This window comes from Polyangium fumosum (assembly GCF_005144585.1).
Taxonomy (GTDB): Bacteria; Myxococcota_A; Polyangia; order Polyangiales; family Polyangiaceae; genus Polyangium; species Polyangium fumosum.
In genome coordinates this window covers 43,121-69,842 of sequence record NZ_SSMQ01000065.1, presented here as the reverse complement: position 1 = coordinate 69,842, position 26,722 = coordinate 43,121, and the positions used below count along the sequence as shown (strand labels likewise).

At 65.8% G+C, this 26,722-nt stretch carries 22 protein-coding genes and 1 pseudogene; 12 read left to right on the top strand and 11 right to left on the bottom strand.

The window, feature by feature from the left end:
* Positions 1 to 78 precede the first annotated feature (78 nt).
* From E8A74_RS40630 to E8A74_RS40585, 10 genes are all read left to right on the top strand, one after another.
* Positions 79 to 1,224 carry an AAA family ATPase gene (locus E8A74_RS40630; RefSeq protein WP_136934501.1) on the top strand — a complete coding sequence of 382 codons (1,146 nt, stop codon included), beginning with the start codon at positions 79 to 81 and terminating at the stop codon, positions 1,222 to 1,224.
* A gap of 3 nt (positions 1,225 to 1,227) precedes the next feature.
* Positions 1,228 to 2,397 carry a vWA domain-containing protein gene (locus tag E8A74_RS40625; RefSeq protein ID WP_136934500.1) on the top strand — a complete coding sequence of 390 codons (1,170 nt, stop codon included), beginning with the start codon at positions 1,228 to 1,230 and terminating at the stop codon, positions 2,395 to 2,397.
* On the top strand, positions 2,394 to 2,795 hold the full coding sequence (locus tag E8A74_RS40620) for a DUF6573 family protein (protein ID WP_136934499.1): 402 nt from the start codon (positions 2,394 to 2,396) through the stop codon (positions 2,793 to 2,795). Before E8A74_RS40625 ends, E8A74_RS40620 begins: the two co-directional genes overlap by 4 nt.
* Positions 2,796 to 2,866: 71 nt before the next feature.
* Complete coding sequence (locus E8A74_RS40615; protein WP_136934498.1) at positions 2,867 to 3,205, top strand: hypothetical protein; 339 nt, start codon at positions 2,867 to 2,869, stop codon at positions 3,203 to 3,205.
* 76 nt (positions 3,206 to 3,281) lie between these two features.
* Positions 3,282 to 4,820, top strand: coding sequence for a YifB family Mg chelatase-like AAA ATPase (locus tag E8A74_RS40610; RefSeq protein ID WP_136934497.1), 1,539 nt, complete (start codon positions 3,282 to 3,284; stop codon positions 4,818 to 4,820).
* Positions 4,820 to 5,143, top strand: coding sequence for a hypothetical protein (locus E8A74_RS40605; RefSeq protein ID WP_136934496.1), 324 nt, complete (start codon positions 4,820 to 4,822; stop codon positions 5,141 to 5,143). The genes E8A74_RS40610 and E8A74_RS40605 overlap by 1 nt, the downstream gene beginning before the upstream one ends.
* 134 nt (positions 5,144 to 5,277) lie before the next feature.
* Positions 5,278 to 6,273: a recombinase RecA gene (recA, locus tag E8A74_RS40600; protein WP_136934495.1), complete on the top strand. Its 996-nt coding sequence runs from the start codon at positions 5,278 to 5,280 to the stop codon at positions 6,271 to 6,273.
* 15 nt (positions 6,274 to 6,288) lie between these two features.
* Positions 6,289 to 6,777 carry a DUF6884 domain-containing protein gene (locus tag E8A74_RS40595; protein ID WP_136934494.1) on the top strand — a complete coding sequence of 163 codons (489 nt, stop codon included), beginning with the start codon at positions 6,289 to 6,291 and terminating at the stop codon, positions 6,775 to 6,777.
* The gene (gene dndB, locus E8A74_RS40590) at positions 6,774 to 7,961 is read left to right on the top strand and encodes a DNA sulfur modification protein DndB (protein ID WP_136934493.1); all 1,188 of its coding nucleotides are present in this window, start codon (positions 6,774 to 6,776) and stop codon (positions 7,959 to 7,961) included. Before E8A74_RS40595 ends, dndB begins: the two co-directional genes overlap by 4 nt.
* A gap of 181 nt (positions 7,962 to 8,142) precedes the next feature.
* Complete coding sequence (locus E8A74_RS40585; RefSeq protein WP_136934492.1) at positions 8,143 to 9,021, top strand: hypothetical protein; 879 nt, start codon at positions 8,143 to 8,145, stop codon at positions 9,019 to 9,021.
* A 404-nt stretch (positions 9,022 to 9,425) separates the two neighbouring features.
* Here E8A74_RS40585 and E8A74_RS56150 read toward each other — a convergent pair.
* Positions 9,426 to 9,623, bottom strand: a pseudogene (locus E8A74_RS56150) (helix-turn-helix domain-containing protein); the annotation flags it as partial.
* A gap of 12 nt (positions 9,624 to 9,635) precedes the next feature.
* Complete coding sequence (locus E8A74_RS40575; protein WP_136934491.1) at positions 9,636 to 9,959, bottom strand: helix-turn-helix domain-containing protein; 324 nt, start codon at positions 9,957 to 9,959, stop codon at positions 9,636 to 9,638.
* 79 nt (positions 9,960 to 10,038) lie between these two features.
* Between E8A74_RS40575 and E8A74_RS40570 the strand changes: the two genes are divergently transcribed.
* Positions 10,039 to 10,773: a hypothetical protein gene (locus tag E8A74_RS40570; protein ID WP_136934490.1), complete on the top strand. Its 735-nt coding sequence runs from the start codon at positions 10,039 to 10,041 to the stop codon at positions 10,771 to 10,773.
* A 161-nt stretch (positions 10,774 to 10,934) separates the two neighbouring features.
* Here E8A74_RS40570 and E8A74_RS40565 read toward each other — a convergent pair whose 3' ends face one another.
* From E8A74_RS40565 to E8A74_RS40540, 7 genes are all read right to left on the bottom strand, one after another.
* Entirely contained in the window at positions 10,935 to 11,651 is a 717-nt protein-coding gene (locus E8A74_RS40565; RefSeq protein ID WP_136934489.1) for a hypothetical protein, read from the bottom strand.
* A gap of 317 nt (positions 11,652 to 11,968) precedes the next feature.
* Positions 11,969 to 12,112, bottom strand: coding sequence for a hypothetical protein (locus E8A74_RS53295; RefSeq protein WP_170229745.1), 144 nt, complete (start codon positions 12,110 to 12,112; stop codon positions 11,969 to 11,971).
* Positions 12,113 to 12,266: 154 nt separating this feature from the next.
* Positions 12,267 to 12,635, bottom strand: coding sequence for a helix-turn-helix domain-containing protein (locus E8A74_RS40560; protein ID WP_136934488.1), 369 nt, complete (start codon positions 12,633 to 12,635; stop codon positions 12,267 to 12,269).
* A 1-nt stretch (position 12,636) separates the two neighbouring features.
* On the bottom strand, positions 12,637 to 13,017 hold the full coding sequence (locus E8A74_RS40555) for a hypothetical protein (protein WP_136934487.1): 381 nt from the start codon (positions 13,015 to 13,017) through the stop codon (positions 12,637 to 12,639).
* Positions 13,018 to 13,166: 149 nt separating this feature from the next.
* Positions 13,167 to 13,532 carry a hypothetical protein gene (locus tag E8A74_RS40550; RefSeq protein WP_136934486.1) on the bottom strand — a complete coding sequence of 122 codons (366 nt, stop codon included), beginning with the start codon at positions 13,530 to 13,532 and terminating at the stop codon, positions 13,167 to 13,169.
* Positions 13,533 to 14,320: 788 nt separating this feature from the next.
* On the bottom strand, positions 14,321 to 15,565 hold the full coding sequence (locus tag E8A74_RS40545; RefSeq protein WP_170229744.1) for an RNA polymerase sigma factor: 1,245 nt from the start codon (positions 15,563 to 15,565) through the stop codon (positions 14,321 to 14,323).
* A 69-nt stretch (positions 15,566 to 15,634) separates the two neighbouring features.
* On the bottom strand, positions 15,635 to 16,711 hold the full coding sequence (locus E8A74_RS40540; protein WP_136934484.1) for a hypothetical protein: 1,077 nt from the start codon (positions 16,709 to 16,711) through the stop codon (positions 15,635 to 15,637).
* 1,121 nt (positions 16,712 to 17,832) lie between these two features.
* Here E8A74_RS40540 and E8A74_RS53290 point away from each other — a divergent pair.
* Positions 17,833 to 18,027 carry a hypothetical protein gene (locus tag E8A74_RS53290; RefSeq protein ID WP_170229743.1) on the top strand — a complete coding sequence of 65 codons (195 nt, stop codon included), beginning with the start codon at positions 17,833 to 17,835 and terminating at the stop codon, positions 18,025 to 18,027.
* A gap of 1,022 nt (positions 18,028 to 19,049) precedes the next feature.
* Here E8A74_RS53290 and E8A74_RS40530 read toward each other — a convergent pair.
* The gene (locus tag E8A74_RS40530) at positions 19,050 to 19,763 is read right to left on the bottom strand and encodes a hypothetical protein (RefSeq protein WP_136934482.1); all 714 of its coding nucleotides are present in this window, start codon (positions 19,761 to 19,763) and stop codon (positions 19,050 to 19,052) included.
* Positions 19,760 to 26,716 carry a SpvB/TcaC N-terminal domain-containing protein gene (locus E8A74_RS40525; RefSeq protein ID WP_170229742.1) on the bottom strand — a complete coding sequence of 2,319 codons (6,957 nt, stop codon included), beginning with the start codon at positions 26,714 to 26,716 and terminating at the stop codon, positions 19,760 to 19,762. Before E8A74_RS40525 ends, E8A74_RS40530 begins: the two co-directional genes overlap by 4 nt.
* Between the last annotated feature and the right edge of the window lie 6 nt (positions 26,717 to 26,722).

Sequence of the window (26,722 nt, the reverse complement as noted above, 5' to 3'; positions counted from 1 at the left end):
ACGACAAACCGGCCCCGTCTCGGGTGACACCGGGGCGGGGCGCCGCCGCGGCTTCAACCAGTCGCGGATTTCCACAACATGAAAAAGAACGGTTCCATCGACATGGGCTCCGTCCGCGCACGGTTTCGCGCCGTGCGTGATGGGCTCAATGCGGTCTTTCGGGAGCGTGAGGATGCGATCGAGTGCATCATCCTCGCCGCGCTCGCGCAGAGCCACGCGCTGCTCGTCGGGCCTCCGGGCACGGCCAAGAGCGCGCTCTTCTTCGGGTTCCTCGCGTCGTTCACGGATGCGCGGAAGTTCCAGACGCTCGTCACGAAGTTCGGCACCGAGGACGAGTATTTCGGACCCGTGAAGCTCTCGGCGCTCAAGAACGACCTTTGGGAGAGGAACCTGGATGGCCGTCTCGCGGCCGTCGAGTGCGCCTTCCTCGACGAGGTCTTCAAGGGCTCGGACAGCGTGCTCAATGCATTCCTGTCCGCGATGAACGAGCGGCTGTACAAGGGGCAGTCGATTCCCCTGCGGCTCCTCGTCGGCGCGTCGAACGAGCTGCCCGAGGAGGAGATTCTCGCGGCGATCTACGATCGTTTTCTCCTGCGCGACGTGGTCGAGTACGTGCAGGCCGATGCGACGTGGGTGCAGCTCGTCGCCGCGCCGCCGGAGTACAAGCCGGCGGCGCAGATCGGGCTCGCGGAGTGGGATGCCGCGTGCAAGGACGTGCAACGCCTCGAGCTGCCCCAGCGTGTCGTCGAGGAGCTGCTCCGGCTCCGTACGGCGCTGAAGGCGGATGGCCTCGTGCTGTCGGACCGGCGCTGGATCGCGCTCACGCGTGTCCTCAAGGCCGCGGCGTGGCTCGACGATGCACCCACGGTCGAGCTCGATCACCTCTCCGTCCTGAAGTACGGGCTCTGGAACAAGCCGGAGGATCGGGCGCGTGTCGTCGCGGTCTTGCAGACGGTCGATCGCTCCGTCGTCGCGCAGGCGATCGATATCGTGGACGAAGCGCTCCGGGGATACGCGAATCGGCCGACGGAGCCGGCCGCCTATCAGTCCGCATTGCCCCAGCTCGCGGACAAGGTCACGGAGGCGGGAAAGCGCGTGCAGGACATGCTGAAGAACGGCGTGTCGCGCCGTGCTCACGCGCGCATCCAGCCGAAGCTCGACGAGCTCAAGAAGGCCCACGACGCGCTCACGGCCGACCTCTCGAAGCGCTACGCGCTGGCGTAGGCCATGGGCACGTTCCTGCAGGCAAGGCGCCGGCATCTCTGCGTCAAGGAGGCTTCCTTCGAGGACGCGGAGAAGGCCGGTGACCTCTGGAATGCGATCGTGGGTCTCGGGAGGGATCCGCCGACGCGGTCCTTCGCGGAGGCCGTGAGGGATACGGTTCCCGCCGAGTACATGGCCTTTCTCGCCCTCGACGAGGTCGGCGCGGCCTACGCGTTCGGGCTCTTGTGGAAGGCGGGTAAGCACATCCCGGAAGGTGCCTCGGCCTTCGAGATGCGGAGTGCCGCCCGTGAGGAGTGGGCGACGTTCGACAAGAAGGCGAAGCAGGTCAAGCACCTCTCGGACGGGTTCGGCTGGGATCTCTCGGCGGCCTGGGCACAAGTCCGGCAAGTGGATGCTACGGGGGACGACATGGATCGGGTCGAGCGTATCGCTCGGCTGGCAGGTCGCATGTTCGCCTCGCTCCGCGGCGCGCACGCGAGCAAGGTCCACGGGGTCTCGGGCGAGGTGTACTCGGTCGAGCAGGGCAATGACGTCGCCCGGCTTCTTCCGGCGGAGACGGTGCTCCTTACCGATCCGCAGATCGAGATCGTGGCCCTCGAACGAATCGCCTCTCGCCGGGCCGCGCAGTACGCGGTCCGGGGGACGACGAAGAAGTCGAAGGGCCCGCTCGTGCTCGCGCTCGATGAATCGGGCAGCATGTCTGGAATCCGGAACGAGTGGGCGAAGGCCGCTGCGGTGGCGCTCGCTCGCGTCGTCGCGGAGGAGAATCGGCCCGTCGCAGTGGTCCATTACGCGACGTCCACCGTGGGGCAGGTCGTAAAACCCGGCGACAGCGCTGGGGTCGTGAAGATGATCCTTCACTTCCTCAGCGGTGGAACGGCGATCGGCCTGGCCCTCAGCGTCGCAGTGGATCAGGTGAAGGCGCTCGCGCAGAAGGGCCAGCACGGAGCCGACATCATCCTCGTCACGGACGGCATCGACCGGAACGAGGAGGAGCAGAAGAAGTCGGTCGACGCTGCGTCGAGCATCGGCGCGCGGCTCTGGACGGTGGCGATCGAGTGCTCCATCGCGGAGGACTCGCCGCTCCGGAAGAAGGCCGCACAATACACCGAGCTCAACGACAAGGCGATGACCGAGGGCTCGAGTATCACGCTGCTCGCGGGGGCAACGTGAGCGACGAAGATAATGATGTCGGTGGAGAGTTTGTCCTGATTGCGGCATACAGCCGCGCGCAGGCGCTCGAAGACGGCACGCTCGTCGATGTCACCGAGCTCGCGAAGCAGGCCGGAATCAAGGCGCCGGTGGCGCTGACGCGCTCCGTCTGGGAGAAGTACGTCGAGCTGTCGCCGGCCGCGGAGAAGGCAGGGAACGACACGACGGGCAGGCTCTGGGACATCCTGTGGATGTTCCGCTGCGCCGCCCTGCAACGGCCGGATGAAGCTGAGATCCGGTACAAGTTGTATATCGTCACCGACGCGATCGAACCGTCCCTCGTCGAGCTGAAGGCCATCATCGGGCCCGGCGACGATGCCGAGGCGGTCATCACAATCCTCTTGCCCGAAGAGGATTGAGCGATAAACCAACAACAAGAATGCGGCGTGCGGTTCTTCCGTGCGCCGCATTCTCTTTTTCAGGGAGACACATGTCGTCCAAGCAGTCGCCCACGAAGAACGCGGAGACCGAGGAGCAGGACCGCGTGGAGGAGTGCATGGCGTCGTTCGCGCTCGCCAGCGACGGGCACGTCTACATCCACGAGGATGAGCTGCCCGCCGACAAACGGCGCGGGCGGAAGGAGTGGCGGGGCGTGCGCCTCACGCGGGCGGAGACGGAGTTCTTCGCCGAGGAGGTCGAGCTCATCATGCCGAACGTGGCCGTCGCGCTGCGGAGCGCCATCGAGAAGGGCAAGCTCGGCGGGCAGGAGCCGCCCGAGGGCGCCGAGCCGGTGAACCCGGGGACGGGTCCGGAGTCGGGCGTCTTCTGATCGAAATGGGCCCGGGGGCATCTGCCTCCGGGCCCATTTCTTCCTTTTCGCAGTCAATCGTCCGAAGGGAGTCGATATGGGGAAGCATCCCCAGTCGGAGAAGTGCCTCCGGAGCGAGGTCCTCTCCATCTCGCTCACGGGCCTTGTCGCGTCGCTCGTGAGCATCGTCGTCACGATCGAGACGGGCGCGAGCATGTTTCACCTCGTTGGTCTGGCCGAGGTGAGCCTGCGCGAGACGAAGGTGCGCGTCCGCTCCGCTCTCGCGCAGGTCGGCGTGCGCCTCGATGGCTACAACATCACGGTCAAGATCTCCCCCGCAGGTCTCCGGAATGATGGGTTCTTCGATCTGGCCATCGCGACCGCCGTGATTCTCGCCTTCGAGAAGAAGACGCTGCCCGGCACCGTCGTGCTCGGCGAGCTGTCCCTCTCGGGGGGAGTGCGGCCTGTTCGCGGCGTGCTGCCGGCGCTACGGGGTGCGGCGAGCAAGGGGATCCAGCATGCGATCGTGCCCCGTGCCAACCTCGCGGAGGCCGCGAGTGCGTCGGAGCTCGATGTGCGCGTGGCGGGAAAACTGGATGCCGTGCAGGACTACCTACGTGGAGACTGCGAGCTCGAGCGCGCGAGTGTGCCCTTCCGACTGAAGCAGCCTGCGGCGCTCGATCTCGCGGACATGCGCGGGATGGCATCCACGCGGCGAGCTATCGAGATCGCGGCGGCAGGCCAGCACTCGATTCTCTTCATCGGCCCGCCCGGTGCGGGAATTACGATGACCTCGCGCCGCATTCCCACACTCCTGCCCCCGATGTCCGCGGACGAGGCGCTCGAAATCACGAGCATCCACTCGGTCGCCGGATTGCTTAATGCCGAGCAGGGGCTCGCCACGAACCGGCCTTTCCGGGCACCGCACCATACGGTCGCACCAGCGGGGCTTGTCGGAGGCGGCGAGCCCGTGCGTCCCGGGGAGGTGTCCCTCGCCCACGGCGGCGTCTTGTTCCTCGACGAACTGCCGGAGTTTCGTCGGAGTTCGCTCGCCGTGCTGGAGACCGCGCTCGCCCAGGGGGAAGCGGTCATCATCCGGGGGCAGAACCGCACGGTCTTTCCTGCGCGTCCTCTCCTGGTGCTGGCGACACACGCGTGCCCGTGCGGGTTCTACGGGGACGCGAAACGGCGGTGCACATGTTCTGTCGAGCAAATCCGGCGTCATCGGGAGCGGGTGCGCGGACCGCTTTTCGAGCGAGTCGACATGCAGATCGTGGTGCCGCCTGTCGACGTCGCGCAGGTCGGTGGCAAGGCGAAGGGCGAGAACAGCGAGACGGTGCGGAATCGGGTCGTTGCAGCACGAACGATCCAGCATGCACGGGCGGCGCGGCAGAAGGTCGCCTCCTCGCTCAACACCGCGTTGAACGACCGCGACCTCGAGCGCATTGCCGCGTCGGATGCACAGGGGAAGCGGACCCTGGAGCAGGCCGTCGAGCGGCTCGGGTTGTCTGCGACTCTGCGGGCCAAGGTGCTCCGTGTGGCTCGAACGATTGCTGACCTCGACGGGAGCGATATCGTCCGCGCGCCCCACGTGGCCGAAGCCGTTCTCCTCGCTCCTGTCTTCGGGCGTGGCTGATGACCGATACCGAAGGACTGGAGGAGGCCGACAACGAGCCTCCGACCGAACCGGGCATGAAGGCGAGGCCGACCATCCCCCCGAACGATCGCTGGCACATCGCCTCGTGTTCGGAAGGCAGGGCCATCATCTGTGACCAAAACGGACTATTCGTCGCGGAGGTCATCGAGGCGGATGCCGAGCTCATCGCGGCGGCTCCCGAGCTTCTCGACCTCGTGAACGACCTCCTGGACGACCTGCGTCGCGATCATCGCATTGCCGAGGCCCTGGCGCTCTGCGAGCGCCTGGCCATGCACGCGAGCGGCGGGCAAAAGCAGGGATAACAACCACGGCGCTGCTCCTGGGCATCGCACGAACAAGCACCCGAGCCCGGATGTGCCGCGAATGGCGGCTCCTGGGAGCTTTGACCCGCGCACCTTCCCGGGGAGGTGCGCTTTTCTTTTGTGGACCAACGACCATGCAGCAGAACAACGGCGCCCTCCGCGGCGCCCTGCAGGCCATCGAGAAACAGTACGGCAAGGGGGCCATCATGAGCCTCGGGGACGACAATCCCGATCGCGGCGTGCGGGTTTTGCCCACGGGCTCGCTCGCGCTCGATGCCGCGCTCGGGATCGGAGGATATCCGCGCGGCAGGATCGTGGAGATCTACGGGCCCGAGTCCTCGGGCAAGACCACGCTCACCCTGCACGCGCTCTACGAGGCTCAGAAGGCGAAGGGCATCGCGGCGTTCATCGATGCCGAGCACGCGTTCGATCCGAACTACGCGCGCAACATCGGCGTCGACGTCAACCGCTTGCTCATCTCGCAGCCGGACAACGGCGAGCAGGCGCTCGAGATCGTCGAGACGCTGACCCGCTCCGGCGCCGTCAACATCATCGTCATCGACTCGGTCGCGGCCCTGACGCCGAAGGCCGAGATCGAGGGCGACATGGGTGACGCGCACATGGGCCTCCAGGCGCGGCTGATGAGCCAGGCCCTGCGCAAGCTCACGGCCATCGCGTACCGCACCGAGACGCTGCTCATCTTCATCAATCAGCTTCGGCACAAGATCGGCGTCGTCTTCGGCAGCCCCGAGACGACCACGGGTGGCAATGCGCTCAAGTTCTACGCGAGCGTGCGGCTCGACGTCCGCCGCGTGGGGCCCCTGAAGCTCGGGGACCAGGTGGTCGGCGCGAAGACGCGCGTGAAGGTCGTGAAGAACAAGTGCGCGCCTCCGTTCCGGGAGGCCGAGTTCGACATTCGCTGGGGGCTCGGAATTGACGCGGCCGGTGACCTCATCGACGTCGGTCTCGCGCTCGGCGTGCTCAAGCAGAGCGGGGCATACGTCTCGTTCAACGGCGAATCGCTTGGGCAGGGAAGGGAGCGCGCCAGGGAGGCGCTCAAGGGGCCCATCGGCGCGGCAATCCGGGCCGCAGTCGAGGCGGCGAAGGATACGCGCGTAGCCGCCGAGTAGGAGCAGGACGCACGGATGTTCACCGAAAAACAGCCGGGCGCCCCGCGGGTCGCACTCGTGGGGTGCTCAGCGTTGAAGAGCAAGAAGCCTGCGCCGGCCAAGGAGTTCTACACGTCGGCGCTGTTTCGAGCGGCCTACGAATATGCCGAGAAGACGTGTGACGCTGTGATCATCGTCTCCGCCTTCTACGGTGCGGTCGCTCCGAAGACCGTGCTTCGTCCCTACGACCGAAACCTCCGGAAACTCCGCAAGAGCGAACGCGAAGATTGGGGCGCACGGACGGTCGGTGAAGTCTTGCCGTCGTTCAGCGTGCCTCCGCAGCTCGTGATCCTGGCCGGGGAGGTCTATGCCGATGCGCTCGTGCATGGAGCGCATTGGCATAACCTTCCCAGGCCGGAGCAGCCGTTGCGGGGGATTCGGGGATGCGGGGCACGGGTGGCGTGGCTGAAGGCGCATACGCCGGAAGGTTCGAAACCAAATCGATCGTCGCGAGGTTCTGAATGACCAAGGCGAAGAATATCAGGGCCAAGAAGAATGCGGTCGGCGAGCCGGCCGCGCCGATGGCGACCGACACTGCGTCGGAGTGGGCGTTCCCGGCGATCCGAGGCGTGCAGGCCGGCGGCGAGTATTACTCGATCATGGTGCGGCTCCGGGATATCTCCAAGCTGTTCGCACCAGTTGATGCAAAGCTGCCGCCCGAGCTTCGGGCGCAGCGGGTATTGAGCAGGACGCGCGTGCCGAAGATCGCCGACTACATCACCAGCAATCCGACGAGCTACACGCTGCCGGCCCTGGTCGGCGCCGTCGATGGTCTGCCTCGATTCGAGCCGGCCCATGATAAGAGCCTCATGGGCACGCTCTACATCCGACGAGACATGACGGTCGCTATCCTGGATGGGCAGCATCGGCGTGCGGCGGTCGCGATGGCCCTTTCACAGGAGTATGTGCGAAAGCGGCGGGGCTCGCTCGGGGATGAGAGCCTCTGCGTGACGTTGTTCGTCGACGCGGGGCTCGAGAAGGCGCAGCAGAGGTTCGCGGACTTGAACCGCTTCGCGGTGCGGCCGAACAACTCGTTGGGGCTCCTGTACGATCACCGCGACGAGCTCGCGAACCTCACGCGGGCCGTCGTGCGGGAAGTGCCGCTGTTCGCGCAGCTCACGGACGGGGAGAAAAGCTCGGTCTCGGGCGGCTCGAACAAGCTCTTCGCGCTCGCGAGCATCCACGCGGCGACGAAGGCGCTGCTCGCGGGGTTCAGTGGCAGCTTCGAGGCCGCGAAGAAGATCGCCGTCGAGTTCTGGAACGAGGTGACGCGCGTGATGCCGGACTGGCAGGACGTCGGCCTCGGGCGAATCAAGGCAGCGGTGTTGCGAGATCGGTGCGTCCATGCACACGCGGTCGTGCTCGAGGCGCTCGGCCGCGTCGGCAACGCCGTGCTGCGGGAGCGGCGCGAGGACTGGAAGAGCGTGCTGGCGGGGCTCAGGACGCTCGACTGGTCGCGGGCCCATCGGCGGTGGGAGGGGCGCGCGGTTGTGAACGGCAGGGTGCTGAAGAACGCAGCGAGCGTCATTCTCACGGCCAACCTGGTCAAGGTGCACCTCGGACTCGATCTCTCCATCGAGGAGCGACGGTGCGAGCCGGCGCTGGTCGTCAAGGACGTGCAGAGCGACGCAGACGCGACTGCCGCCTGAAGAGACCAATCAAGCGATGCTGCTCTGGAGCAGCATCGCTCTTTTAGCCACGCACATCGTAGTCAAGTCGCCCCGTCGGCGATAGCCTTGCCCCGCGAGCACATTTGGACGGTCTATACGATGCTGATAGCGCTCTCGACGATCTGGGCGCCCCCTGGAACCCGGCGAAGAGGAGCGTGACGTGGTGCAAGCACGAGCCGCTCAGCTCGTTTCTCCTCAAGGCGAGCGCAGGAAACTCAGCCCACGAGCGCAACCTACGCATTCGGGAGGGGTGGTGATGGCGGAATACCTGACACGTCTACGAAACGGAACCGAGGTGCGGGTCTACCCCCTCGAAGCGGCGGACTTCTCGGCGGCGTGCCGGTTGGCACGCGTCATCGCGCGGGGCACAGGCCCGAACTGGCGGGCCACGAACGTCAACGTCGTCCAGAAGTTTCGACTGCTCCCGGGAGAGCGCATCTCTGATCCGCCGCCACACTTGCTCGAGGAGTCATCCAGCGGCTCCGCTCTTGAACCGCTCAACGGCGCAGCTCGTCGGGAGATCTGCCGAGTGGTTCTTCACGGGTTACGATTGGCCGAGGTGCGAGGAACATCGGCTCTCGGGAGCCATCTCGTGCGTCACGCGCAGTGGTTCTGGACTGCCGACGGCCTCGTTGACGGGGCGTACGTGCGAGACGCCGTGAAGCTCGATCTCTCCGTCCTCCCACACACGGAGGCCGCAACTCGCGCCCTTGGACGCAGCGAGCTGCGCCACGAGCACGCAGTGCCGCGAGGCGTCGTTCGACGCTACCTCCAGGGCCTGCACGATGGATGGTCCGACGTCGACGACGACGCGGCGCTCACGGAGATCGCGTCCGTGCTCGATGCCTGCCCTCCGGTCATCGTCACACGCGATGAGGACGAGCGCCTTGGTGGCCCACTGCGCGCGAAGATGCCGAACGGCTGGCAGTTCGGTGACTCGCCGTTCGCTCGCTACATCGAAGCGGGGCTCATCAAGCGCTTCGACGACCTACGCTTCCCCCCGAATGGATTTTGGCCCCGGAGCGGCCGCCTTCGATGAACGCGGGCAGATTGCTGAAGAAGCTCGGCGGCGAGATCAATGTCGTACGCTTCGACGCGAGGGGTATGTCGTTTGGCGTCGGCGACGACCTGGTTCGGTCCGGCTACCCGCTGTGCGGCTGTACCGCCTGAGCGCGAACCGAGGAAAAGCTGTCGCGCGGGCGGCAGAAGACGAGGAAAAGTCGTCGCGTATCCCGAGCCGTATCCACGCCCCGATCAGCGGGGGAGGAGGCTGGCCGCGCCTCGGCCTTCCCGTCCGCCGGACCACCTTCGTCATGCAGGCGGTTCTCGGAGGGGCTGTGGTCGATGCTCCGTCCCCAGGCCCGGCTCACCCGGTCCGCTGCCGTCCCGGCGTTACAGTAAGCAGGAGGCGCAGAACGGCGTCTTGGACGTCCTCCGAGGCGCCTAGAGGATCTGTGCTGCCCCGACGGCAGCCGGCTCAAGGTTGTGAACGCCTCCCATGAGCTGCCCTGGCGCCCCCAGGCCCAGCGCGAGCGCGAGGATGCTCGACAGCGAGGGGTCGCGCCGGCCGATCTCGATGCCCCCGATGTCGCTCGGGGTGAGCCCGGCGCGCTCGGGGCGCTGCTCCAGGGTCAGGCCCGGCGCCTCTCGTCGTTACTTCTGCGCGGCCATCGCCCGCAAGACTGCCAACGCCACGGGGCGGAGCTGCTTGGGCATCGTGGCGGCGACCGTCACGATCTCCTCAAGCCAGGGGTCAGCCCTGGACTCTCCTAACAGATCGGCGACGGGCACATCGAGCGCCTTCGCCAGGGCGACGAGCGTGTCGAGGGTCGGCAGCTTCAAGCCCCGCTCGAGCACTCCGACGTAGTTCGCGCTGATGTCGACCTTCTCCGCCAGCTCGGCCTGGCTCAAGCCGAGGGCTTCGCGCCGCGCACGTAGGCGCGCTCCGAGTCGGGCGCCGAAGCTCTTCCCTGCCATGCCGGGGAGAAGACCGCCGGTCGCTCCGCGGATCGACAAACCACTAGACCTATATCACGGTCTGTTAGATGGTGTCGACATGGGATCGAGCGATGCCGAGGAGCATGTAACTGCCGCGGAGCCGTCGCGTGGTTTGGTCTGGCCTTCACCTACGGGTGCCTGGCGGTGGCTGATGGAAAACGGAGCACTCCGCATGAGCTGGATGCGCGCCCCCTGCCCCCCTCGTCCTGCTGCGATATTCACCCCGCCGCATATCTTCTCGTGCATAATCGTGCTAGTTTTGGCCGTCATTGGCGCCGGTTGTGGGAAGCTCTCGAAAGATAAGGCTCGTGAGATCCTGCAGAAGAAGTACGACGCCGATAGCACCGCTTACTGCTCGATCGACGTGCGCCGTGAGGGGACCGGCGCGACCGAGCGCTATCGGATCATGGACATGCTGGACGCTAATGCCGCGGAAGCGTGCATCGACGCCCTGATGTCGATCGGTTCAGCGAACCAAAAGCGCTGCATGGGCGACTCACAGCCCTGCGATTGGTGGACCTTCGAGCCGGGTGACACGGTATCCGTTTCGGGGACGGGCACGTTCCGAAGCGTGAAACTGCCGTGTGGTGAAAAGAAGCTTCTTGACGTCGTGTCGGTCACGACTGAGGAGAGGACGGCTAAGGTTCTCTACAAGCAGAGCGTCCGCGTGGATGAGAGCAGGATCAAGGGCCTCGCCTCGTGCAAGCTTTCTGCGCCAAAGGATGGCATCGTGGAGAAGAACGCGACCTTCAAGCAGGACGACGATGGTAACTGGTACGAAATGAACGAATAAATCGGACCCCGTTGAGCAGACGCCAGTCTATCTCCGCGTTCACCGAGACCGCTGCGCACAGAGGCCCGTCGACTGCCTGCGGTTCGTAATACGGGTACATACGCCTTGCTACCGTCCGTGCGGTGCATTGACGACATCGTCAAGATTGTGGCGCTGGGGGTCTACAGCTTCGCGGGCCGCACGAGCCGCGCTGGTCGCCCCCATGGGATCGGCAACGGCGCCGCCGTACGGCACACGAGGTGCAGCTTCATCCCCTCGTGATCGACCGCGGACACCTGAATCGCTGGGGTCTTCACACCATCCTTCGCCTGCCAGGCGCGCAGCGTGAGCAGGCCCCTGCGATGCGCACCACGAAGCCGAGCCTTGAACGCCGAGAGACCGAGCCCCGTCGCCTCACCGCGGTCATCGAACTCCTGGAACAGCTCCACGATGAGCGCATCGTGCGAGCCTTCATTGACCACGGTCTGTACGCGGGCGGCAAAAGCGTCGAGCGGCAGCGTGATCAAACGCGGGCGCCCTTCGCGGCGCTTTTCATCATCTTGGACCCTGCGCGCGAAGTTTTTGGCTGCGGCGTAAGCCTTGGGAGAGAGCGTTGCGACGACGTCGTCGAGCGCGGAGAAGATGTTCCGACGCGACCATCGCTGCACGAGATGAAACGTCGTTCGTCGGAAACGAACCGCAGATGCGGCCACCACCAAGGGGTTCACATCCTCGGCGCGCTCGCAGCTGGCGAGCTCGAGGAGCCCGCGGTTGTACGCTTGGAGCAGCCGCGCCTTGAACGCCGACAGCGTTGGGCAGGACGGGACCTCGTCACGCTCGCGGAGCAGGCGGAAGAGCGGGGCGATGAACACGCCGTCGTCATGTACCCATTCGGTCACGCGGCGAGCAGCTGACTCCACGCCCGAGGCGAAGGAACGAAGGGATCCGTTCACGAGCCCAGATGCACCTCGACGCTCAGCTTCGAGCTTGGCACGGGCGAAGAGCAGAACCGCGGCCGCGCCGTCCCGCGAGAGGACGTCGAACGCGTCGGGCCCCGATCTGAGCCGCTTTCGCGAGGGCGGAGGCGGGGGCTCGAAAGACGCGGACGGCGGACGAGCGGAGGACATCGAGCCACTCGATCGCATGTTCCGGGGCAAACTGCAAGAGAGGACAAACCCTGGCTGGTCATCCTGGTGGAACACGTGGGAAGGAAAGATCACGGGATGAGCAGCTCGCGCTCCGTGCCGTCGACGCTGCGCAGGATGATCCTCTCCCGGCCGTTTCGGATCGCCGAGAGCAGCACGTCGTACAGGGTCACGGCTCTCTTCACCACCTGGGTGATCGTGCCGGCCTCGCTCATCGCGCGCAGCTGATCGAGCCTGCCACGGAGGCGCTCGGGAAGCTCCAAGTTGAGCCTGACCTTGGGTTCTTCGCTTGCATGCCGTGGCACTCGTTCATCCCCATCTGCTGTCGAGGCTCATCTGGTTATCTGTCGAGTCCGACCACTTGGTGTTCTACGTGCGACGAGTTCCACGCGAAGGGCGAGGCTTCTCTGCCCGTGGGCTCGAGGCGGACACCTGTTCGCGGAGCTGCGCGAGCTCCTCCGCGCTCATGCTGCCGATCTGCTCGACGACTGCCTCGAGCGCACTCTCCTCGGGGAACAGAACCAGGAACATCGGCGTCAAGCCGAGCGCGCGTGCGATGCGATCGAGGGTGCCGACGTTGATCGCGACATACCCGCGCTCGATGAGCGACAGGTGGCTCGCGACGATGCCGGTCTTCCTTCTGAGGTGCTCGAGCGACATCCCTTGTGCGAGGCGCAGATCCCTAATCCGATGACCTAGTTTGAGGGCAAATGGATCCGGCTCGTGTCGGCGGCCCATGTCAGGGCTCCCGCCGTCCGCGTGCCTCCGGAGCGGTACAGAAGTAGAGCAAGCCTCGCTTCGGGTCGTGGATGCCCGCGGCGTGCTCGACGAAAGGAGCGAGCTGCGAGGCAGCGACCAGCCGGATGCGCCCCTCGCGCTCGGCGTGAAGCAGCGCTGACTCGAATGCCGCGCGTGGAACTTGAACAAGCGCCCCGCGGAGGATCGGCAGCGGCACGCCCAGCGCGTTCTTGTAGGCCGGATGAAGCCGGCCCATCGCCGCAAGGATCTCGCTCACGACTGCCGGAGCTGGGCCTGCGTCACGCGCGGCGAGCGCGCGCTGCGCGTACAGCAGGACGTCGGCGAGCTCGGGGATGCGGAGCTGCCGGAGGACATTGTTCACCTCCTCGATCGGCGTGCGATGACGCCGTCGAGGCTCGACGGGTGGGGGCGCAGACGGGGAAGGTCGGATCGTCGACGGCGGGTTTGTTGAGATGGGCGCGGCCGGCGCATTGGCGCCGCCCGGCGGACGTGTTGTGGCGCGCTCGCCGCTCAAGACGCTCTCCTCGCTTGTGCAACGAGAGCGACACGCTCAAGCAGCCCTCGCGTCGGATGTTCGATCCCTGCAGCAACTTGTCGTGTCCCGGAGGTCGGATCCGCAGGCCGGAGTACAACCTGGCCTTGCTCTTCGAGATGAAGGAGCGCTTGGTCCACTGCGGATCGAGCGAGCCCGAGGAGCTTGCCCCGCAGAACAGCGAGGCCGACCGCCCCGTCTTCGTCCGTGCGCATGTACATGAGCGCGTAGATGATCTGCGCCTCGACGCGCCCCTCCGGCCCCGCGAGCCTAGCTGCGACGATGTGCTCGATGAGCTTCGCCGTCGCCTCGAGCTCGTGCGGCTCGAAGCTCCAGAGCAGCATGTGCACCTCGTCGACAACCGCCCGTCGCCCCGGGGAGAGAGGCGAGACCAGGGTGGGAGCGGGCCTGCGCGCCGCCTTGGGCGCGGACACGTGCACGTGCGATGTCGACGCAGAGGCCGCGGGACGCGCAGGTGCATGGGCCGGAGCCGCAACGACCGCTGCTCCTGGACGGCGCCGCCAGAAACACAAGACGCCGATGAGCATGCGCCACCATGAGGGCCTCACCGGGATCGACGTGGCGGGAACGGGAGGCGCGGGAATAGCCGGCCGCACGAAGAACGCCGTGGGGGCGTTGTCGTCCTCTTCGTGGCTCGTTCCCAGGCGCGTCATCACGCGCGTGGCGGCTTCGTCTTCTTCCTCGTCGGCCATGTACTCCTCCGAGCGCACGAATGCCGTCTGCAGCCTGAAAAAGCCGCGAAGACGCTTGTCGTCGGCTTTGCGACGTCGACTCGGGAGACGCCGCACACGACAGCGGATGACGATCGGAGCGATGATCGCCCGGAGGCGGGCGCGGAACCTGGGCTAGCGAATGCGAGCTGTGTCCCGCGACCTCCGTCGAGCGATCATCACCATCCCCAGGCGACCGCGGTGGTATGCCTCGACGAACGCACCCCAATGCGCGCCCTGCACCGCGGCCGTCTGCGGATGATGATAAATCGCAAGGACAACCGCGCCCGCGAACCGGCAGTCATGGCCGGGCCCAGAAGCCGCATGTCCCTTACTCTCCAAACACGAGCCGACGCTGGCGACCGTCCAAGAAAAGTGCCTGCCCCCGTGCAAGAGGCTGGTCAGGGCGTGGTGCCGCGCTTCTGATCGTTCTGCCGCAGGCCCTCAAGCGCCGTGGCGATGTAATTGTTCCGGACCGCCGCGTGCTGACTGTCCCTGTAGTCCCGTTCATGCTGTCGCAGCGTGGAGAGCGCCTCGGCGAAATGCCCGCGCGAGAGCATCTCTCGAGCTTGTTCGAGGTTGGTCGTCTCCGGGTCGTTGAGTGGCACGGCGGCGGTAGGAGGACGCGAGGGCGCGACGACAACCACGGTGGGGCTCGGTCCGGGAGTGGCAGGGGGCGCGACGACAGAAGAGCTCTCGCCACGTCCGCTCTCGTCGACCACGACGGACAGCACCATCGGCACAGCATGCCGCGCAGCAGGCGACTCGTCGTGGGGCCAGAGCGCGACCGCGCCACCCCCACCCAGGGCGCCCACGCCGACCAGGAAGAGCGGGTGCTTGATGATGCGCTCGAGCACCGCCTTCACGGTGGCCCGAGCGACAGGCCCAGAGCCCGGGAGCGCAACCGCCTGGATGAGCCGCTCGCCCGAAGCCGGCGGCTCGGAAGGCGGCGACGGGCTCGGTGCCAGGGCGGGAGGAAGCTCCTCGTGGAAGCCGAGCTTGCGGGCGACGCCGCGCCAGACTTCGTGCCGCTCCTTCTCGATGAAGTCGGGCGTGAGGTGGTCGGTGCGGAAGACGGTATCGAGGCCGAAGGGCAGCAGAATGAACGGCGTGAAGTCCCGGCCGAACAGCTTCTTCACCCTGCGACGGAAGACGTCCTTGGCCTCGACGAGCCTGGCTTGCGCGGTGTTACGCGAGACACCGAGCGCCGCGGCGATCTTCGGCAGCGACTCCCCGTTGAACTCGGCCCTGACGAGTACATCGACGAGCTCCGCGTCCATGGTCTGGAGCACGCGTTTGACGACTTGATCGAGCTCATGATGCTCGAAGCGCTCGTGCGGGTTCTCGTCGCTGGGCACGTCCACGCCGACGTCTGCCTCGGGGGTCTCGAAGCGGTGACGGTAGAGGCGATAGTGCTCCGCCGCCTGCTGATCGCAGATCATCTTGAGCCAGTCCTCGACCCCCGCGGACGGGACCTTGTCGAAGTTCTTGTAGACCTTCACGAAGACGAGCTGCGCGAGGTCATCTACATCCGCCTGGCGCACGCCCATCCGCGCCAGGATCCCGAGAACGGTCAGAATGTGCGTCGCGTAGAAGCGGAGAAAGGCGTCGCTGGCGTGATGCAGGAACGGGAGGAGGAGGCGCACGACTACAAACACGCGCCGAGACGGGCGACCCGTCCAATAAATCGTACGGCTTCCTGCTCGAAGGCGACTTCACCGGATATCGAAGGGAACAACCAGGCCGACCCGGACCGCGCCGGTGAGACGAGGAGAGCGCCAAAGCTCCTCGCCATCGACGACGAACCTACGCTGACGAGCCGCGTAGGCCATGTCCCCGTGGAGCTGGAGGCCCACGAAGCGAGCGAGACGGAACTCGCCGCCGAGCCGCGCGCCGAGGTCAATGACAAGGTCATCCTCCTCGTGGATGAGCTTGAATTTCTGCACATCGAGTGAAAGCTGCGCCACGTCTCCGAAGACGCAGGCGCGGACGAAGACGCGGGCAGTAAGGAGCTCATGGCGTCCGCATGCCAGCGCGGTCAGACCCACCCGTCGCGCCTCTACGTCGAGCTTCGTCGGTAAAGCCCAAGCCCGATCGTACTGCCCTTCGACACCGATGGAGACCCACCGCCACCGCGCCTCGATGCCCGTCGCGAGGCTCAGGGCGGTTTCGGAGGCACTCCACCAGGCAGCCCCCATGTTCGCGTAGATGGCAAGCTGCGGCAGCCCTGCCAGGGGCGGCGGGGTCTTCGGTGCCGAGGGGCCTGCGGCGGGTTGAAGCGGCTCGACGCGAGCAGGCGTCGAGGGAGCTGGGGGCGGAACGGCTGATGAAGACGCGGAGGGCGCGGGCGGCGCCGACGAGTTCGACGCCGCCGGTGCCGCGGGCGGGATCGTCAGTGGGTCGATGATGTCGCGCAGGTAGAAGACAGTGCGATCGGCGAGCTGGTCACAGCGCCAAGATTCCGCGTACGTAACATGGTTGGCGACAACCTCACCGGTCTCGTCGCGGGCCTCGATGTGCGCCTCGATCCGCTGCGGATTGAGCACCAACTTCACGGAGATGGAGCGCGGCGCGTCATCGGTGAAGGGGTCGTGGCCCTTGAGCTTCGTGGCGAGGGCGGCCTTGATATAGCTCCTGTCCGGGCAGTTCTTCGGGGCGTCAGGACCGGGGGTGTAGTCGAGGCGCCACGGCAGCACCTGGGGCGACTGCGCCGTCGCCTCCGAGGCGCCACAGAGCAGGGCCGCGACGAGCAAAAAGCGCGCCCTGAAAGGGCATAAAGAGGCGTCCCGCATGACCCGAGAGAGCAGGTTTGTCCCTGGTGCAGAGCATGCCCGGGGGGCGCGTGAGGCGCAAGCGTTGGTGGAACGCGACGGCGCCCCGCGTTGGTTTGTCCGTCAGGTCCGAACGTTGACCGTGCCTGGTTTCGGGAGCTAGCCTTTGGGGCATGCGCGCGTTCAGGATCCTCGCCTGGTACCTCGGCATGTTGGTCGCCTCCGGGGTGGCTGCATGTGGCTTCGCGACGAGCGAGTACGTGTCCGTTTGCTACAACGACGCGCAGGAGGAGGTCCCCTGCTGCGGCCCGGCAGGGGAGAAGTATGCGTGCCCGCCCGATGCAGGCGATGATGCCGACGTGGATGCCGGCGACGATGTCGATGCGGGCGAAGATGACGGAGGTCCAGAAGCGGGCTCGTCGTGCTCTGGGCAGTGCGTCACGCCGGGCATCGGGGTCTGGGAGCACTTCCCTTCGTTCGTGTGGATGGGGAAGGAGACGGATCCCCTTCCTCCGCCGCTGCCCGGAACCGTCCGCGAGACGTGGGTCGACGTCATGTTCGCCGAACCTGCGTGCCCTGCCTGCTCGTGCGCGACGCCATCGGAGGCATGTATCCTCCCAGCAGCGTGGAACGTCGAGTCAACCGCTTGTCAAGATAATACGGACCCAACTACCACCCCGTTCGGGGCGCCGGCCGGGTGGGACGGCACCTGCTCGCCGGAGAACGCCCTCCCTGCGGGACTCGACTGCAATGGCGTGCCGTGTGCTGGGTCGTTGGTGGTCGAACCGCCGACACTCGCGCCGTGCGTGGCCGAGCCGGCGATTCCTCCCGAGGGCCAGCCCCTGCCCCCGCCCGTGCGCACAAGGGTAATCGAGGTCGTTTCGGCTGACTTTGGCAACTGCGACGGCTTCAAAGCCTGCATCCCGAACACGCCAGCGGGCTATCGGCTATGCATCGTCGCGGATGGGCTCGGCGCGGCCCACCCATGCCCTGATGCCTGGCCCGAACGGCACACCGGATGGGAGCAGGCGGAGGAGGGGCGGTACTGCTCGACATGCACCTGCGGTCCTGTGGAAGGGGGGTCATGCACGGTGCGAGTCAAGGCGTATACGGATGGTGCCTGCGGGAACGAGCAAGCCAGCATGTCGCTTTCGTCGAATGGAGGGACGAAGTGCGTAGACCTGCTGAGCGGCGCGGCGGTCGGCAGCAAGACGGCCGAGATTCTCTCATACGATGCTGGCGCGTGTCAGCCGAGCGGCGGCGAGATCGTCGGCGAAACGTTCACCGCGTGGCCCGTGACGTACTGCTGCCTCGCAGAGCCCACCCCGCCGCCTTGAACTGGGACGGAGCAAACAGCGATTATGTGCATACGCCATTGACGCAGGAGAGGTGATAACAGTCCTCGTTCTTTGTGCAGGAGTGGCCATCAGGCCAAGAGCACAATCCACCCCATCCACAGAGCTGGCCCTCGGCACACCCGGCCCATGGCACGTAGCCGACATTCAGGTTGCAATCACCTGTACCGTTGCAGTCGTAGCAGCCCTCGCAGGAGACCTTGCAACACACGCCATTCGCTGAACAGATACCGCTCGTGCATTGTTGATCGTGCTCGCACTCGTAACCAAGGCATATGCGGCAATGTCCAAAGATTGAGCCGCAGTCCACGCCTTGTTCGTCCCCGTTCTGGATTCCGTCATCGCACCGAGCGCACTGCCCCTCCCAGCAGTACCCACCTGGGCAGTCCGCGTCCACCTTGCACGTCCCCGGGCATAGCGGGCATGAGCCGCCGCAGTCGACGTCGGCCTCGTCCCCGTTCTTCACGCCGTCATCGCACCGCGAGCACACGTTCCCAGCCTCGCAGGTATGCCCCGGCTTGCAGTCCGCGTCCTGCAGGCACCCGATGCACGTGCCCGCGCCGTCGCACACGCCGGGACACTTCTCGCCGCTGGGGCAGGGCTCGATGCGGCAGCGGAACCCCACGCGCTCGTTAAAGCTGTGACAGGTGCCGTCGCAGATCCATCCCGTGCACATGGGCGGCCTGCCGCACTCGACGCCCGTCGTACATGGGCAGCCCTCGCCGCCGCCGTCGCAAGAAGCGCTACTGCATGACGGCAAGATTTCAAGGCCGGCGAGAAGAAGTGTGAGGGTGATCGCCGCAATGAGGTGACGCAGGTTCATCTGGGCCTCCTTGGCCGCCGCGATGGTAACGCGAGGGCGCCAGCGCTGATCAGCCCAGCGTTCATACGACATCGGACCCCACGGTCGCCGCGTGAATCCTCGAAGCGACGTTCGACAACTTGTCGGCGAAATATCAAGGATTCATGACCGGGCGTGGGCAGGTGTGGTTTCACCTGGGCACTCAGTCCCGCCCAAAGTTCACAGGTTTGCACAGCAGCTCTGGCCCAGCCAAACGCTCAGGTAGAGGCTCATCGCAGTCTGTCAGCTTTTCGGCATCCGGGTCCTTCGCTTGGTATGCTTTATCGAACAGCTTCATGCGTAACCGATCGCATCGACTGTCGGCAATGATCTTCATGCCGGCGAGTGGGCCAGCTTTGATAGTCCCACAGTGCTCGACACCGGGTTCAGGTCGATCGGTGGCGATCAAGCCGATTGTTCTGCAGGTGAGACGCTTCTTAGTGTCCTCGTCATCGTTTAGTATAAAGTGAAAGAATGCGCCCGGTCCGTTTTGGGGAACGGCGACGGACACGAGCCCGTCCTCGTCGACCTTGGTCCGTCCGCAGATGTCGGCGGTCGACGAGATATCACAGTAAAGCGGCTTCCCACCGAATGCTCGGTTTGGATGATGCCGCCATCGCGCTACGAATCTCAGTTCACGTGCAATGAGTTCGCACTGATTGGACTGGCGAGTGCCCGACGCTGCAGCATCTTCGCTTTCGTCTGCCCCACTTTCGCTGTTCGCATCCAGAGGCTGCGCGTCCGCCACTGAAATAGTGCTGGCGCGATCGGCTGGGGCGGACGAATCACTGGCGCAACGCGTGCGAGAGGTCGTGCAAGCGATGGACAGGGGCAGGGCGAATAGGATGCTGCCGGCACGTGGAACAGATATGGTCATGGGATGAGTCCTTGTTGGCGGGCCAGACCTATAAACCGGCGCTGCAGCTCGGCGAGCTTTGCGCCCTTCTCTGCCCTAGATGCCTTATGGACCTCGTTGTTGTACGCTTGCGTGAACTCCCTGCTGAGGGCGACTACCGCGGGCGTGCGACGTGATGGGTAGCCCGCGCCAAAGAATATCTGGAGTTCCTCGAATCGACGTTCCGTCAGTCCTTCGATGGCCCCCTTTCCCCGGTGCTGAGGTTCCTCCGATGTCACCGTATCAAGCATTAGGGCAGCCACCTCATCACTGGTCGCCTTGCGCTTCAGCGCATCGAGCGTCTTCGACTTTCCGTTCTTATAGAGCGCGCCGTTAAAGCCTTGGCTGACGAGCGCGTCGAATTCACCTTGGGTCAGCGCCACGCCCTTCAGGCGCGTACGGATCTCCTTCGCTTGGCCTTCCAGATCCCGGCTCAGGAGGTCTTTTGCCTCGGCGTCATCTAGCTCTGTTCCGTACCTGCTCCTGACTTTGCTGAGTTCTTCTTCATCTCCAATGTCATGGCCATATCCGATGCTTAGCCCGATCTCGACCTTCCGCTTCATCGGGGCGCCCGGGGCGAGCTCGCGCTCTGCGACGAACTTTTTCAGCGATTCGCTAGGCTTTAGCTCCGAGACAGGCTTGCGCTCGGGCGCGGCTGCACTCTTGTCGAGCTCCGGCTCCTTGGGGACCGGCTTAGGTGCAGGTTGCTCCTCCTCTTTTTTAGGCTCTGGAGGCGGTGGGTGCCGCATCTGCTGTGCCCGATGCTCCGCCTGCACATCAGCGGGCGTCCGAGGAGGACGTACCATTGTCTGCTTGACAAGCGCCTGGCGCCCATCCGGATCAACAAAGCGGAGGGGGTTATTTCGGCCATACGCATACAGGTTCGGCCCATCCACCATCCCCGCCGGATCCGCACTTGTCCACCGTCCGAGCCACGGCGCGTAGTACCTCGCCCCGTGGTAGTAGAGGCCCGTCTCCTCGTCGCGCTCCTTGCCCGTGTACCTGTACCGCTTCGCGCTCACCTCGACGCCGCTCGCCGCCGCGTGGAAGGCCGTCGTCCCGAAGGGGTGGTACTCCTCGTAGGAGATGACCAGGCCGGCCTCCTCAAGTTCGAGTGCAGCCGAGCCGAGGTGGTTGCCGAGCTGGTAGCGCACGCGCGACACCACGCTGAGGTTCGGCACCGAGGCGTCCACGGTCTTCGTCTCGGCCAGGGCGATGCGCTGGGCCCCGTCCATCACATGGAGCGTCTCGCGCTCAAGGACCAGCGAGCCCGCCTCGCTCCTCCGGTAGACCTCGAAGCCACCGAGGTAGATCCGCTCCTCGACGATCCCGTTGTGCTCCCAGACCTTCCGGACGCGCTGCCCCGCGGCGTCGTAGGTGAAGTACACCTTGCCGCCGCCGCCCTTGTCGACCTCGCGCTTCTGGTCCTTGAAGTCCCACCCGATGCTTGGCAGGTGGGGCATCAAGGTCATGTTCCCGTGAGCGTCGTGGTTGTACTTCGCCGAGAATTGCCCGTCCGCATCGCCGGGTACGCTCGTGCGGAGCAGGCGGTTGTTCTCCTGCGCGACGTCGTAGCGGCGTGTCCAGCTCCCCGAGAGACCCACGACCTCGTGGATCATCTTCTCGATGTTGCCGACCGCGTCGTACTTGTAGCGCTCGGTGTAGTTCCGGAGCGCCAGCGGGTCGTTCGGGTGCGGCACATTGAGCAGCGGGAAGCCGCTCTCGTCCTGCTGGATGTCCGCGTTTTGGCCCGCGTGCTCGCGGCCTATCGCCTCGCTGAGCCTGTACAAGGCGTCGTATTCGTACTTCCAGACCGGCTCGACAGGCCCGTTGTTGAAGACGGTCTTCTGCGCGAGGTCCGCGATCTCGACGATATTGCCGACGGGGTCGTAGGTGTAGCGAAGGTCTTGTAGAAGCGCCCCGTCCGAGGGCCTGGTCGTCTTGATCCGCGTCAGCCGGAACGTGAGCGGGTCGTAGCTGTACTCGGTGACGACGTCGTTTCCGTAGACGATCTTCTCCCGCTGCCCCTTCGCGTCGTAATCGATGTCATCGACGAACGTCGACCAGTTGGCAGACCCGCGCAGCCGCACTTCTACCTGCTCGAGCAGGCCAGCTTCGTTGTACTTCGGCCTGGCCTCGCTCTGGTCGGGCGTGGTGAGGCTCGTCGGCCTGTTGAGCGCGTCGTATTGTGTCGTCTGGACGAACGTCTCCGCCTCGAGCACCGGCGAGGCCGACCAGTCGAGGTCACCCTTGTAGTTCTTGGCGAGCTGCCTGTGCACCTCGAGCAGGTTGCCCTTGAAGTCGTAGGCCACGTTCGTGACGAGGCCGGCGCCGTCCCTGACCTGGTAGACCTTCCCGCGCAGGTTCGCGGCCTGCGCGTTCGGCTGCCCTTCGCCGTAGCTCATCTTCTCCGCCAGGATCTCCGCGCCCGCGTCCTTCTGCACCCAGAGCTCCGTGCGCCGGTGAAGAGCATCATAGACCGAGCGGACGGCATGCCCGCGGCTGTCCCAGCTCCTGATCGGGTTACCGAGCACGTCGAAGAAGGTCCACCGCTCGCCCGCATCGATGCTCTTCTGGCTGAGCGGCCGGCCCAGCATATCGAAGAGCTGCGCCATCGCCGTGTTGCCTCGGGCGTCGACGACGGCGAGAGCGTTGCCCTCGATGTCGAGCTTCGTCACGGTCGTGTACTTCCCCGCAGCCCCGTTGTCCTCGACCTTCACGACCGGCCGGCCCAGGACATCCAGGAGAACCGCCGCGGGGGTGCCGGTGTGCTTGGCGGCAAGCTGCGCGGCGCGCTGCTCCTGGGCCGACGGTGAGAGCGAGGCGCCAGCCTGCCGGGCCGCGTACCACGCGCTCTCCAGTAAGGTGTCGTTCTCGTCCCAGCTCGTTTGCTTCCAGGGCGTGAACTCCATACGGGAGAACGTGCCGTTGGGGTGATCGGTCCTGACGAGCCGCCCGAGGGGGTCGTATCGGAGGGTGGGCGTCACGCCCCACTCGACGAGATCCTTCTCGTCCTCGTACTCGTGCGTCGCGCTGAAGAAGGGCTCGTACTTCTTGACCGCGTTGCCCTTGTTGTCGAACACGGTTCGTCCCGTCCCCACCCAGCGGACGGTCGTGGCCTCGAGGACGAGCTGCCCCTGCGCGTCCTTGACCAGGAGGCCGTTCTGGTCCCGCTTCGGTGCCGGCCCGGCCTCGGCGCGGACCTTCTTCATGACCTCGCGCCCGAGCCCGTCGAGGTACGTGTAGCGGTGCTGCCAGGGCGTGGCGGAATCCCCATGCCGCTCGCGCGCCGCGGCGTGCACGACGTTCGGCTTCTTGTCCTTCCACCACCGCTCGAGGTCGTACTCGAACGTAGAGGTCGGCTCCGCGAGCGTGTCCCCTTCGCCCGCGCCGAGCTTGCCCATGACCGCCGTGGCCACAACCAGACCGAGCTCGTCGAGCTCTACCGCGGTGCGGTTCTTGTTCGGGTCGGTGACCAGGACCGGGGACATCGTGCGGTAGTCATTCTCCGCCGTGATCTCGTTGCCGAGAGGATCAACGACCGAGACCACGAGCAGGTTGTGGCTGTCGTAGCCGATCTTCGTGGTTTGTCCCAGGGGGTCTCTGACCTCGATGGGCAAGTAGAACCAGGTCGGATCAAAGGTCTCCCGTCCACTCCGGATCCAGAACAAGCCGTCTTGCTCGACGTACCCGCCCTCGGCGAGGAGCTGCAGCGTGACGCGCGAGCCGTACGCCCCGGCCAGCAGCCCCGGCGTGAAGGCGAGCGCGTAGGTCTCGTAGGGCAACGCGAGCCCGTCCACGGCTCCGAGAGGCAGCGCGCCGGCCAGGGTCGAGCTGTCCCAGTAGAGGTGCCTCACGTGCTCGACGAGGCGCTTCTGGAGGCTGCCATCGGGGGTGGCCTCGTAGGGGATGGGCGTGGCGTTGTTCACCGAGGCAAGGACGGTGGCGAACGGCAGGCACGCGCTCTGCGTCTTCGGCAGGCCTGTGAGCTCGTACGTCCGGGTCTCGACGGGCACCCCGAGGCGGTAGAAGCCCGGCTGGGCGGGCTCGTTCGCCACCGTGGCCTCGGTGATCGTGGCAAGCAGGCCCTGCTCGGGCAGCTCCATGTTCCGGCGGGCGTAGGCCACTGTCGCCGAGCGCGTCACGTGCCCGAACGTGTCCACGTCGAGCGCCAGGGTGTGGACGACGCGCGTATCCTTCGGATCACGCTCGTAGTGGGCCTCGAACTTCTCCCGGACGTACGGGAAGAAGACCGCGTGCGCCTTGTCCGTGGCCGGCTGCAGCTTGCGAATCTCGTGACTGGCCGAGGTGACGAGGTACGGGTGCTGTTGCTGCGGTGAGCCGTCGAGCCCGTAGATCTCCTGCCTCAACATCTGGCCCTTGAGGGCCCGCGCTGCCTCCCTGGCCTCCCTCGGGCTCATGGCCGGGGGAAGTACAGCTTCAGGGAGCACAGGCGCCTGGGCGTCGAGCGCGTAGTACTCCCTCGCGAACTGGTTCTCGATCTTGTCCTGCTCGAAGAACGCACCCGTGTGGAACCAGGTCTTCGTCAGGACCGGCGGGAGGTGAAGCGCGCTCTCCGAGAACGACTCAGCATCCCATTGTTCTACAAGACCGAACCCTCTGAACTCCTTCTCCGCGCTGTCGTAATAGCCGTGGTGGTAATTGTATGTACTAACGAACCTCGTGCCGCTCACGGCATCGTGGGTCTCCACGCGGGCGAGTACATGCACCGGAAAGGGAAGTCGAGTGACCCAGGGCGTCCCGTTCTTCAAGTCCTCCAAGTAGAACTTCGTCGAGGGCACGTACTCGAGCTTCATCTCCGCCCCGAGGGTGTTCTTCACCGAGGTGAGCAAGTACGGCTTCTTGCTGCCGAGCAGGTCGATGTACCGCATCGGCGGCTGCGCCACGCCCTTCCACGGCGAGGACCAGACGATGCTGGCCGTCCCCGTGCCCAAGAAGTCGAGCACCGAGATCGGCGACCCGAGGTCAGCCGTCGGGAACCCGGGTAGCTTCTCGACCTTGCTCCAGCTATTGCCCGCCTGGTTGAAGGCGATCTGGATCCCGTCCGCGCCGATGTAGAGGATGTCCGTCGTGCCCGAGCCGTCGATGTCCGCGAGCCGGATGCGCCGTGGATCGAAGCGGAGCGGGTCATCGAACCGAGGCGCGTTGCTCATCGCGACCTTGGGCCCCAGCCGCCCGAGGCCACGGTTTGGCCAGTAGCAGATGCTGCCGTTCTTGATCCGCACGATGTCGGGCATCCCGTCGCCGGTCATGTCCGCGACGAAGACAATGCCTCGATTGTCCCGGTACACCTCCGTCGGCGCCAGATCCTCGTCGAAGACCATCGGCAGATTCCGCGGCGGCCCCCAGCCGTTCTTGCCGAGCGAGGGAAACCAGATGTGCACGTGCCCGCTCGTGAAGATGATGTCCTGCTGGCCGTCGCCGGTGATATCGATGAAGCGCACGCCTGGGTCGTTCCAGGGGATATTCGGATGGGAGGAGAAGGGCATGAACGGCCCCCATTCGCCATCCGCGGTGCGCTCGTGGATCCCTGAGCCTGTCCTGTTGAAGAACACGAGGCTCGGGCGGCCTTCGTGCTCGAGATCCAGAAGCTCCGTGCGGCCCATGGTGGGTGCAAGTGCATTGGGACGGCGCACGAGCTGCCTGGCCGGTGCGAGCTCCGCCTCGCCAAGGTTCTGCTTGTAGAACAAGCCCTCGCCGTGCTGGACAAGAACGCCGGGCAGCCCCTCGCCTTCGAGGTCAACCCAGCGCGCCCGCTTGCCGTCGACGTTGCCGAGGTCCGCGGTGTACTCCGGGTCGACCGTCTGTACCTCGGTGTGGAGCTCGGGCAGGGAGTAGCCGAGCTCGAGCGGCGGCAGCGACTTCTTCGCGTAGCCGCCGTTCTTCTGGATGTACCCCGACTGCGTGACCGCGACGAGCTGCGAGAGCGTCGGCGCCTCGGCATAGGCGAAGTCCGTCGAGCGCACGAGGACGGGCTCCGCGCCGAACTCGGGGATGTGGTGGAAGACCAGAACGCGTCGGCAGAGGCGGTAGGTGCGGATCTCGAAGGTGGCCCTGTAGCTCGAGAACGGGTCTTTTCGGCACGGCCACGGCTTCCCCTCGTCCGGTGTCGGGGCCTCGGCGTCGTGCTCGCCGTAGTCGAAGACGACCTGGAAGTAGAAGTCGTCGGCCTCGCCGGGCTTCTTGTTCCCGTACCGAATGCGCTTCAAGTAGCTGTTCGAGAAGAGCTTGGGATCCTCGTGCCGGTGCTTCTCATGGAGAGACTTCGGCACGCTCGCCAGGTCTTCCGCCTTGTATTCGTACTGAATGATGTTCCCCCGCGCGTCCTCCGTGCGCTCGAGGAGCCAGGTGAAGATCCGGTCGGGGTACAACGCATCGGCAACCCGGGCAGTCTTCGACTTGCCGTAGATGTGCCGGATGTTGTCCTTCGTCGTCACCTGCCAGTAGTGGGTGCCCGCCTCGGTAACGCGCTCGACGCGGGCGAAGGCCCCCTCGACGCGAGGCTGATAGCGCTGGATCCTCCGGCCCTGCTCGGTGACGATCAGCTTCTTCGCATCCGGACCGAGCACCGGAACAAGGTCCTCGGCGCCGGACAGGATGAACGAGTCTGTGTCCCAGTGGTCGGTGTATTCGGGCAGGCCCTTGTCCGTCTTGCGGGTGATCGACGGGACCGAGAGGTGCCAGCCGACGCCGAAGGGGCCGTTCCCGGTCCCCGAGTCGTAGGTGAGCGCGAGTTCGGGCGTGAGGCCCCTGCAAGGCGTCGTCGCGATCGGCACGTTGAACGAGCCCGTGCCCATGGCGAGGTTCGCGTTGAACTTCTCCCCGAGCCCGCGCACCGCACCGCCGCCCTTGGGCAGCGAGGGGTTGGGCGCCTTCACCGTCGGCCTGGGGATGACCGAGGACCGCTTCGGCACGCCCTC

What these genes read in the sequence shown, in the direction of transcription:
- E8A74_RS40630 (WP_136934501.1), top strand. Translation starts at nt 79, where the DNA reads ATGAAAAAGAACGGTTCCATCGACATGGGCTCCGTCCGCGCACGGTTT.
- E8A74_RS40625 (WP_136934500.1), top strand. Translation starts at nt 1,228, where the DNA reads ATGGGCACGTTCCTGCAGGCAAGGCGCCGGCATCTCTGCGTCAAGGAG.
- E8A74_RS40615 (WP_136934498.1), top strand. Translation starts at nt 2,867, where the DNA reads ATGTCGTCCAAGCAGTCGCCCACGAAGAACGCGGAGACCGAGGAGCAG.
- E8A74_RS40610 (WP_136934497.1), top strand. Translation starts at nt 3,282, where the DNA reads ATGGGGAAGCATCCCCAGTCGGAGAAGTGCCTCCGGAGCGAGGTCCTC.
- E8A74_RS40605 (WP_136934496.1), top strand. Translation starts at nt 4,820, where the DNA reads ATGACCGATACCGAAGGACTGGAGGAGGCCGACAACGAGCCTCCGACC.
- recA (WP_136934495.1), top strand. Translation starts at nt 5,278, where the DNA reads ATGCAGCAGAACAACGGCGCCCTCCGCGGCGCCCTGCAGGCCATCGAG.
- E8A74_RS40595 (WP_136934494.1), top strand. Translation starts at nt 6,289, where the DNA reads ATGTTCACCGAAAAACAGCCGGGCGCCCCGCGGGTCGCACTCGTGGGG.
- dndB (WP_136934493.1), top strand. Translation starts at nt 6,774, where the DNA reads ATGACCAAGGCGAAGAATATCAGGGCCAAGAAGAATGCGGTCGGCGAG.
- E8A74_RS40575 (WP_136934491.1), bottom strand. Translation starts at nt 9,959, where the DNA reads ATGGCAGGGAAGAGCTTCGGCGCCCGACTCGGAGCGCGCCTACGTGCG.
- E8A74_RS40570 (WP_136934490.1), top strand. Translation starts at nt 10,039, where the DNA reads ATGGGATCGAGCGATGCCGAGGAGCATGTAACTGCCGCGGAGCCGTCG.
- E8A74_RS53295 (WP_170229745.1), bottom strand. Translation starts at nt 12,112, where the DNA reads ATGAGCGAGGCCGGCACGATCACCCAGGTGGTGAAGAGAGCCGTGACC.
- E8A74_RS40560 (WP_136934488.1), bottom strand. Translation starts at nt 12,635, where the DNA reads ATGGGCCGCCGACACGAGCCGGATCCATTTGCCCTCAAACTAGGTCAT.
- E8A74_RS40550 (WP_136934486.1), bottom strand. Translation starts at nt 13,532, where the DNA reads ATGCTGCTCTGGAGCTTCGAGCCGCACGAGCTCGAGGCGACGGCGAAG.
- E8A74_RS40540 (WP_136934484.1), bottom strand. Translation starts at nt 16,711, where the DNA reads ATGCGGGACGCCTCTTTATGCCCTTTCAGGGCGCGCTTTTTGCTCGTC.
- E8A74_RS53290 (WP_170229743.1), top strand. Translation starts at nt 17,833, where the DNA reads ATGTCGCTTTCGTCGAATGGAGGGACGAAGTGCGTAGACCTGCTGAGC.
- E8A74_RS40530 (WP_136934482.1), bottom strand. Translation starts at nt 19,763, where the DNA reads ATGACCATATCTGTTCCACGTGCCGGCAGCATCCTATTCGCCCTGCCC.